Source organism: Komagataeibacter xylinus NBRC 15237, from assembly GCF_001571345.1.
Taxonomy (GTDB): Bacteria; Pseudomonadota; Alphaproteobacteria; order Acetobacterales; family Acetobacteraceae; genus Komagataeibacter; species Komagataeibacter xylinus.
Window position 1 is genome coordinate 1 of the sequence record NZ_BCTP01000070.1, and the last position, 9,262, is coordinate 9,262.

The 9,262-nt window shown below is 41.0% G+C and carries 9 protein-coding genes and 1 pseudogene; 1 reads left to right on the forward strand and 9 read right to left on the reverse strand.

The window, feature by feature from the left end:
- Nucleotides 1-156: 156 nt before the first annotated feature.
- On the reverse strand, nucleotides 157-1,278 hold the full coding sequence (locus tag GXY01S_RS15475) for a 3'-5' exonuclease family protein (protein WP_146222804.1): 1,122 nt from the start codon (nucleotides 1,276-1,278) through the stop codon (nucleotides 157-159).
- An 802-nt stretch (nucleotides 1,279-2,080) separates the two neighbouring features.
- The gene (locus GXY01S_RS18345; protein ID WP_146222803.1) at nucleotides 2,081-3,442 is read right to left on the reverse strand and encodes a hypothetical protein; all 1,362 of its coding nucleotides are present in this window, start codon (nucleotides 3,440-3,442) and stop codon (nucleotides 2,081-2,083) included.
- 407 nt (nucleotides 3,443-3,849) lie between these two features.
- Between GXY01S_RS18345 and GXY01S_RS15490 the strand changes: the two genes are divergently transcribed.
- Complete coding sequence (locus tag GXY01S_RS15490; protein WP_061276558.1) at nucleotides 3,850-4,173, forward strand: hypothetical protein; 324 nt, start codon at nucleotides 3,850-3,852, stop codon at nucleotides 4,171-4,173.
- Here GXY01S_RS15490 and hxsC read toward each other — a convergent pair.
- From hxsC to GXY01S_RS15505, 7 genes and pseudogenes are all read right to left on the reverse strand, one after another.
- Nucleotides 4,156-5,349, reverse strand: a complete 1,194-nt coding sequence (hxsC, locus tag GXY01S_RS17550; RefSeq protein WP_082770924.1) for a His-Xaa-Ser system radical SAM maturase HxsC — start codon at nucleotides 5,347-5,349, stop codon at nucleotides 4,156-4,158. The two genes, GXY01S_RS15490 and hxsC, sit on opposite strands and share 18 nt — an antisense overlap.
- Nucleotides 5,346-6,800, reverse strand: coding sequence for a His-Xaa-Ser system radical SAM maturase HxsB (gene hxsB / locus GXY01S_RS17555; protein ID WP_082770925.1), 1,455 nt, complete (start codon nucleotides 6,798-6,800; stop codon nucleotides 5,346-5,348). The genes hxsC and hxsB overlap by 4 nt, the downstream gene beginning before the upstream one ends.
- A gap of 4 nt (nucleotides 6,801-6,804) precedes the next feature.
- Complete coding sequence (locus GXY01S_RS18350; RefSeq protein ID WP_146222802.1) at nucleotides 6,805-7,125, reverse strand: hypothetical protein; 321 nt, start codon at nucleotides 7,123-7,125, stop codon at nucleotides 6,805-6,807.
- Entirely contained in the window at nucleotides 7,126-7,398 is a 273-nt protein-coding gene (locus tag GXY01S_RS18355) for a hypothetical protein (RefSeq protein ID WP_146222801.1), read from the reverse strand. It abuts the gene before it with no gap.
- A gap of 167 nt (nucleotides 7,399-7,565) precedes the next feature.
- Nucleotides 7,566-7,784, reverse strand: a complete 219-nt coding sequence (locus GXY01S_RS17560) for a hypothetical protein (RefSeq protein WP_082770926.1) — start codon at nucleotides 7,782-7,784, stop codon at nucleotides 7,566-7,568.
- An 836-nt stretch (nucleotides 7,785-8,620) separates the two neighbouring features.
- Nucleotides 8,621-8,893, reverse strand: coding sequence for a hypothetical protein (locus GXY01S_RS15500; protein ID WP_061276562.1), 273 nt, complete (start codon nucleotides 8,891-8,893; stop codon nucleotides 8,621-8,623).
- Nucleotides 8,893-9,262 (reverse strand): annotated as a pseudogene (locus tag GXY01S_RS15505) (MBOAT family O-acyltransferase); the annotation flags it as partial. The pseudogene GXY01S_RS15505 and the gene GXY01S_RS15500, both read right to left, overlap by 1 nt.

Here is a 9,262-nt window from a genome sequence, read left to right on the forward strand (position 1 = left end):
CGATACTTTGGTCAAAAATTCGAAAAAATCCCCCCAGACCCCCCGGTCACATAGTGACCTAAGATTAAACTTTACCTTGCTATCGCCAAGGGCATCACTTCGTTCATTGCCCTGTTTCATTCTTTTTTAGCGTGATATTCTGGAGAATTAAGAGGTTTAAACACGCACGGCATTTTGCTGTGCAAACTGTTGCCAACGATGAGCCGGGAAAGGAATGACCTGAGCCGATACGATTACAATTTCTTCAAACTCATCCACTAGTTCCCCTGCTAACTCTCTGCTAATACGAGTGGCTGAGTTCATGTAAAGCTTCATATCCACCCAATGACACGTTTTCATCCAGCCTGTATCAAGGTCAAAAGCCTTGCAGGTGTTCAGAACCATCTGAGCGTCAAACGCCACATTAAACGCATAGACAGTCCTTCCAGATAGATGTTTGACCACTTCAGGGTAAATCTCCTGCCATGTTGTGACACTCTGGTTTCCCATAAGTGTGGCTCGTGTGAAAATATCTTTCGTCATGTGATGGTGGTTACTGGCTTCCTTCTGAATGGACACAGAAGGCTGACAGAAACGATTATACAGCAAATTACCCTTATGATTGGTTATCGTAATCTGAATCACCTGGTCATCGTTTTCCCGACCAGTCGTTTCAACATTCAGGACCAGATACGCTTTTGCAGGAATTTTCTTCTTTTCTGAAATCGGACACTGAGCCAGTTTTTCCGGTCTTTCTATCTGTCTCAACAGGGCTTTTATTGCCTTGTCGGTGTCCAGACTGGTCATGAGACGGGAAAAATCATTGTTCCACCAGAGCATGGAAATCTCTGCGGGTTTCAGTCCTTCCCAGATGTCTTTCAGGATGGTTTTCTGAACCTGAGAGAAGCAGTTCCTTAATTGCCCAAGGGCAGGCATCAGCATCCTGTCATACCCAAAATCCATACGTTTTTTGGTGATGAAAGGCTGAAGATATGGCTGAACCAGTTGTTCCAGAACTTTACGCTTATAACCAGCCTTGTCCTTGACGTTTGCAGGAACGTCTATGAAGTTTGGAAATAAACCCAGAATGTCATATCCAGCTTCTTCCACTTTATCCGCAACAGATGTTCTTGGTGCGTTCACCATGACAAAATCACGAATGTAAAAAACCGTGGAACGTCCCACCTTACGTTCATCAGAAAAACAACGCAGGTAACGTCCTGCCAACGGACAGGAACGATTATCCGGGATTCTGATGCCTTCAGATAACAGGGAAAAAATAGTGCTGTAATTTATCATAGTATTACTCCATTCAATAACTCCTTAAATATACGTTATTTATAAACTATATTTACAGTAATTGCAATATTTATATATGTTTATATAAATAAATATATCAAATATCTATAATATTAATGGAAACAATCAACGGGTTTGTTTGTTGTTTCAGTTGCTTGTTTTGCATGAAATGGTCAACAGGGTTTTCTGTTGACTGGTGAGAGAAAAAACACAGCAAGGTTCAACAGGAAACCTGTGCGACTATATGACAAAAATATCAGGAATGAACGAAATACCCAGGATATCAGCCACGAACAGATTTTCTGGAATAACCCGGATGGGAAAGCATCAGACATGCTGTTCCAATGCGAAATAAGCCATGGAGAGAAACAAAACAGACTGTCAGGGAAGATTATACCCTTTGAAGGTAAACCCTGCTTCTATGGTTCATTTATGGAGAAAACCGGAAGTTCACTACAAAGAAAAAAAATCTGTAGTGACCTTTGAAACCAGAAACAGATTTTCCAGATGAATCTGGTGAATCAGATAAAACGCGAAATAAGCCACACACAGACACGAAACAGGAACGAAGGGTATAATCTTCCCTGAAAGGGGAAAAATCGCATCCACGGGTCAATTATGGAGATTTACGGAGGATATGGAACGAACCTGATAGAGTGAATCACAAGAAACAGAAAAATGTGTCTGATTAATCTGAAAGTGACAGGGAAAAAGAAAAAAAGAAAAAAAAAAGGATGGGTGGATTTCATAATCCATAGTTATCCGTCCCCACCTGTCTCACGTCAAAAACAAAACCAGAACCTTACAAAGTCCCTGATTTTTTCATTCTGTAATAAGTCGCTCTGGAAATGTTCAGGGCTTCCCATGGTTTGGAAACTGACAGATTATTTTCCGTAAGCCATGCTTCTCTGGTCTGTCCCTGACTTGTTGGTCTTTCCTTACGTCCTTCAGTCTGGCGTTTGGTGCGTTTTCTGAGCAATCTTTCCTCATGGTCAATGAGGACACTCAGATGTTTCATTTCCTCGCAGGTAATGCCTAATTTCTGAATGATGGTCTTTGTTCCAGTCGTGTAGCCTTTGTGTCGCTTTTTGGCTGAATAGTCCTGACCAGCTTTCTTGTAGAGGGTCTGCATGGCGTTGTGCATATGTTTGGCAATATATCCCTCATCAATCACGCCTTCAGCCCATTGTTCCAGATTGGAGGGAAGATTGTCAGGGTTGGATATCTGAGCCAGAAGAATACCAGCTTCATGGCAGAAAATATCACATTCCCCTTTTCTGACTGGCCCCCTGTAGCGCAGGAAACCAAGGGTTTTCAGGTCATACAGCCCTTTCTTGGCCCATGAGGCCCATCCCTTGAAACCCTGGGCTCCACGTTCATCAGGAACAAGCTCATTGGTTTTCCTGCGAGCCAGATATTCAACCCTGGCTTTTTCACGTCTCTCCTGCCTGGCTATCTTCTGCTTTTTGTAATCCTCGTATTTCTTTGGAAGAACCATGTCGCACAGGGTCGAGAAGTCATAGAACTGACCTCTGTAATCAAGGAACTCGCATCGATGACGCCTTGCATGCTGAGAGTTCACACTCCCAGGAAGACGAAAGACACGTGAAAAATCATAGGTCGCCTGGTCTGCTCCCCATGGGATGAATTTTCTTAACAGTTCTCTGTGGGTAGCCTGAAAGCGTCCCTTGCATCGTGCTGGAACAGGACATTCAAATGTATAATGCAGATAAATACCTCTGCCAGAACTGAGGATATTGGAGGGGCGGGGGATATTGTTGTCATCACAGAACTTGAGCAGGATTTCATAATTTTCCCCAAGCTCGTGATATTGAATGGTGGGGTTGGTTTCATATTTGTAGCAATCAAGGTCGATACAGATATGGTCAAAAACCGCGACAAACTCACCCCTGCGACTGCATTTGTAAAACCAGTTCATGGAGATATAGGAATCTTCAATATCCTGGGCCATGTCAAAAACGGTTTCGTATTCCGAGATATGGTAAGGTTTATCCCACCACGTTCTGCCTTTTGCATCAGGCTGTTTTAATTTCTGACCCATGATGAAAAACAGATTTGGATTGTAAGGCATGAACCTTTTCATCCTCCAATCGTATGGATATCTGTCGAGTGCTACTTCAGGTTTTTTAAATGCTAATCCCATAAAATTCTTCTCCTTTAATCAGGATGAAGAAAAAATTACGAGAACTACATTTTTTACTTGACTAATTCATTTAAATACTACATAATCAAAATCATAAAACGTGGTTGTTTTGTTCTCGGTGGCCTCTTCTCCATCGCATTTGTTAAAGCTGGATGTTTGTCGCATCTGGCTTTTTCATTTATTAAAGCACGAAATGTTAATTTATGCAAGTAAAATATAAACTGCGTTTGTAAATAACATAAAACTCTATCAAGAATTGCATGTTTGTTATCCAATTTCTGATAAACATCTTTTTGGACATTCTTTGTCAAACTGGCTGTTGAGCCATTCCATGCAATAGCCTGCCTTCCTTGCTTGTTTCTTTGTCATACTGGTTGGACAAATCTGTTCAACAGAGAAGGAAACATATGGAAGACAACACGAAAACATGGGGTATCAGGGGAATTTCTGCTGATGTCCGGCAAGCTGTGATTACACAGAGCCAGAAGCAGGGCATGAAAGCCGGAGAATGGCTGACAGTGGCTATTCTGGAAAAAATCAGACAGGACAGAAATGCAGGGAAAGCCCTGGTGGCTACCAATGGGAAACCTGCTGTCAGTGCAGAGGATGCCTCTGCTGTTCTGGCTTTGCTGGAACGTCTTCAGGGTATGGGAATTGAACCTCCTGAGCGCATGAAGAAACAGGCAATCATGCTGGTCAGGAAACATATGAAGTTATTTCAAAAGCTCTAGGACTTTTGAATCTTTCACTGGAGTAATTCCTGAGCTCAACTTGGGTCGTCCCGAAGAGAAAAAACCCGCGCAATATGGCTTGGCTTGACATGTCTCACATTGAGGCAAATAAGCATTTTTCCAGTCTGCTATAGATTGACGCGATATATTCCATACAGACTGGTCCAAAACACAAAATGGTAAATTATAGATAGAAACGGATAGCCCTACTGACTGCAAAATATTGACTGAGTTACTCAAAGCTTTTTTATATTCTACAGGATCAATCCACACAACGTCATCATTAGCCAATGCAAAACCTGTGTTTTCTAATCCCATCAAAGCAACATGATTTACAAAAGGTAAATTTTTAGAAATCCATAACGCAGTTTCTTCCAAACGTTCTGTTGTTATTTTATTTAAAACAACCCTGATTTCAATATTTAAACCGTATTCTTTTAGGTGCAAAATTCCCATCATGGTTTCGTTTAATGCACCTTTAGACTGCACAACATAATCATGTATCCAATCCACGGAGGAATAGAGAGGTATGCCTATCGTCAAATTTTTATTTGCTACCTTAGAAAGCTTTTCAGCAATTAATCTATCTTTAAAATATCGTCCATTGCTGAGAACATGGATATGATTAGCTTGAACATGTGCATTACATAGGCTGATTATTTCCAGAAAAGAATCAACGTTTGTAAAAGGCTCTCCTCCTGTAAAACCGATGAAATCAGTTTTACAAGGTAAAAGCGGAATTAGCTTCTTTAATCTATTCAACACCCAACTATCATCTAAATTTTTAGGAGGCTGTGAACACATTAAGCAATAATGATTACAATTTTCAGTTACGAGAAAATAATTGTGGCGTGAATTTTCCCTAAATAAAACTCTAAGATTTTTTTTAGAAAAGTTAAATGCAATAGCATCCCCAGAGCTTAGGTATGAAAATGATTTTGGTAAAACTATAAAGTTTTTATTTTTTTTATTTATGTAAAGTCCGTCTATATATAAGTACACTTTATTTTCATCATCACCCCAAAGGTTTTCACTCTCCTCTGTCGTAATCAAATATATATTTTTATTTCCCCCATGTTTTGATTGCATATCAAAAACACGAAAGACATCATTATCCTGATATTTTTTATTTACTTTAAAATCAACAATATTACCGGACAATGTAAGAGGCTTCATCTTATCCAACTCCTTAAAATCTTTGCATCTTCTGGATCATTTTGTAGAATATTCACGATATATGAAATTACATTTTTCTGACGACTACAAAACTTGGAAAGGGATTTTATTCCCAAGACATCTTTCTGAGTCGCATAATGATAAACAGGGTCAGCACCGCAAACAGGCTCAAAAACACAATCCTTACATTGTGGAGCACATTGAGTGAGCGTTTTAGAAATTATAGAAATTAATTTTTCAGAAAGAATAATATCAAAATAATCGTCTTTTTTGATATCACCAAGGAGAAATTCGTGGTCTCCCATCTCTGCAAGCATTCGTCCTTCGTCTGCTGCATAAACTTTACCATCATAATTGTATATCAATGCGCCCAAACCAATACCTGATGGGCTACGCAAGTCTACATAGCCCGTAGGAATATCAGTGAGTAATCTTTTTAAAATTAACGCGGTATAAAACTCAGGAAAGTGCTTCCCCTTTTTGTTAATATCTAAAATATAAGACAATCCTTTTTTATAAAAATCAAACCATTCGTGATCATCATATTTTTTATAATATTTTGTTTTGATAGCAAATCCATAAGGGGAAAGTGGGCGTAAAAATATACCCCCCAAATTAAGGTTTACATATTCGTCAATAATCCCTTTTACGTCTGAGAGGCTGGCTTCTGTTGTAGTCATCAGCGCACTAACGTAATCATTTCCCCATTCTTTTTGTATTTTCTGAATATTTTGTTTTGCTAGTTGATAACTATTTCCGCCAGGTCGTGGCCTATTTTTGTTGTGTAAGGATTCAGGACCATCCAACGAGGTGGAAATGTGGACGTTATGATGTTTACAGAAACTTAAAATATTATCATCCATTAACGCTAGGTTTGTTGTCATAACAAACGAAACGTATTTCTTTATTTCTGAACTTTTCCTTTCAGAGTAAAGAACAATTTCTTTAATAAGAGAAAAATTAAGTAAAGGTTCTCCACCCTGAAACTCAATTTTAATCGCAGGTGATGGTGTCTGAAACGCGACATCAACACCTTTGAATGCTATTTCCAGAGGCATATCATATAGTTGCTTATCACAGCTTCTACGTGAAACTTGGCAATAAGGACAAGAATGCTCACACCTTAGCGTAACAACAAAAATATGAAGAGGAGTTGGGGTTTGAAGAAATTGTAATCTGCTTCTTAAACGTGCCGCCAACGTTTGAAGTTGAAATTCTTGAGGTGCATTTGCGATAAATTGTAAGCTAAATGCACGTTCATACAAACCATCTCCAGGGAAAATATCTTTATTTACAATTTTGTTTAATTCATCCTCCGTGAAAAAATCCATATCACCAAGAAGATTGGAAATTATAAAACGTCCATCTGCCATGCGTTCAAAACGGAATGGCAACAGAACCAATTCTTCTTTTTGAGTGAAGAAGTCACTTTGCGATAAAAATTTTACCATTATTTTAAACGTTTCGTAATTCTGATTCTTCAGCTAGAGCACCAAAAGCTAAAGCCAATATTAAATTACGAGTGCCTTCAGTTTCCTGATGAATTTTTGCGCGAAGATTTTCATCAGTAACAAGGTTTAGAAAATGATTTTCAATGTATTGCTTATCTAAGGCTTCATGATGATCAGAAGATAATAAGCAAATATAGCTCTCATCATCAGAGATAATTTGACAGGAAGCCGTCCCTATCATTCTATAAGAGGCTTCCTGCAAAGCTTTTATACTCTGATCCTGCTTCTTAAATATTAAGCTAATTTTGTCCACAGGATAGTTCACTTACATTCCAGAGGCATGAGAAGCGTGAGAAGAGTGAGATGAATGCGATTCGTGAGAAGCTAACACCACAGAAGGATTAGATGGCGACATTGTAAAGCTCATCAAATCATTACCAACGGCAAGTTTTACGGATGCTGGAGAAACAGTTTCTCCCTGCCTTGTCGATGCTTCGGATTTTTCTTCATGCGTTACCGAAGCCACTGCATCTTGAGAGTTTGCAACTAATGCACCCACCGCAGCAGAAATACTAAATATTTTAGTTTTGTTTTTCATGGCACAACACCCCGACTATTAAATGAAAACTATCTATAGCTAATGATAAAATATATTTCATATTTAAGCAATATTTTTTTTACCTCTTAACTAGAATATGTTTTATGCAAAAATACGAGATAACAATTAGGTTACGACCCTCTCTAAGAGTCGTAACCTCAGATTTTTTATTTCTTTTTTGTCTTCTCGATATACTTTGATAGCGACTCAACGTCTTCTTTTTTCAGTAAATCTCCAAGGGTATCGTCGTCATCGTAACCTGGAGCAAATTTTTCTCCATACGTTTCACGCAAAGTGCTGATTTTAGTTGTAGGATTTTTGTGTCGAATCTCACCATCTTTGTCACGATGGCGATCATCTAAGCCCGGCTGATTAGTCACTTTCATCTTACTCCTTGATGCAGGTCATTTTTTATCATCGCCCAACCTTCCCTTGCGAAAAGCTGACGATTCATTAACTGACTGTAAAAGTATTTTTTTATTCCAACAGATATTCTTTGTCTCACCGGATAAGCAATTTTAAATATTGTCTGACAATCTTGATGTGTGCTACACACGTGTAACACAGTGAATAAAAAACAAGATTTTGTGATTTTTTGTTTATAAAAATCAATATGTTGTAGGTTTTGGTAAAAAAGCTCCCGTACGGGACGCCAGCTATTTTACCGCAGTTTCCTGCGAGTTTTGGCTGAATGACAGGCACTTCTCTGATTTCCAGTCTGCTGGACCTTGAGCCAAGCGGGTTTCCGTTGCTCAATAATATCAGGGATTGTCATGAGCGAATTACAGAAAATACATATCAATCCCACCGCAAAATGGTGAACGGCAGACCTGCCCGCAAAACATTTGCCTCAACCGCTCTGGCTTGACGTTGATCTCAATGAAAAACGCACCAAGAAGTTGATCTGACGCCCCTTTGGCAGCATGCATCGCGGTGCCTGAAATAGACTTCTGCAGTGGGTACATTGTCTGGCAGGCCAGGCTTTGTAGAGGCGGAACACCGTGACACACGCTGGAACAAGGCGCAGGCCCGGTTCTTAGAGACTGTTTGAACAATCAGCCCAGAAAACATCCTCACAATCATAAGAAAGTTTTTGGCGAAGAACGTCGCCTTTTTGAAAAAAAACGGCACCCAAAAACTTTTATTTTTACCAAATAATTTGTTTTCAAACAGTTTTTCAGCAGGTTGCTCATACGCCTGCCGTGACCGCTTGTTCAGCCCCTTACTGATCTGGCGCGGGCGCGAAACGATAATTTTCGACCTGACGTTCCAGCGCCCGGACGGTGTCATAGGGCGCGGTCATTTTCAGGTGCCCGGCGAGCGTGTTCCACCGCTCGGCCACAGACTGAAGCGTCGTCTGGCACGGCACGGTGGGCGGAAGCTGCTCGGTCCAGGCCAGAATGGGGCCGGACCCGAACAGGATGCCAGCCGAGGCCGCAACCAGCACAAGGGCCAGCAGGCGGCGCGTGGGGGATGGATTGAATACCTGCATCATCAGAACTGGAAATAGATGAAGGGGGCAACGCCGCTTGGCCCTGCGGCGTCAATCATCAGCACGCACAGACCAAACGCAAGGGCCAGCGCCCAGTCCGGCATACGCTGCACGGCAGCAAGGGCGCCCACACGCCCGGGTATGTTTGTGGACACGAAATGCAGGCCGATACCGAGCACGATCAGGCCCAGCGTGAAAGGAGTGACCTGGGCAAAGCTGCCCGGGTGCAGCGGCGTCATGGCGGTCAGGTAGAGCCACACGCTTTCCATGTCTTCCGCATGGAAAAACAGCCATGTGAAACACACGAAGTGGAAGATCACCAGCACGGCGGCCAGGCGCGCGATCCCCCGCGTGTTTTCCAGACGGTCGGAC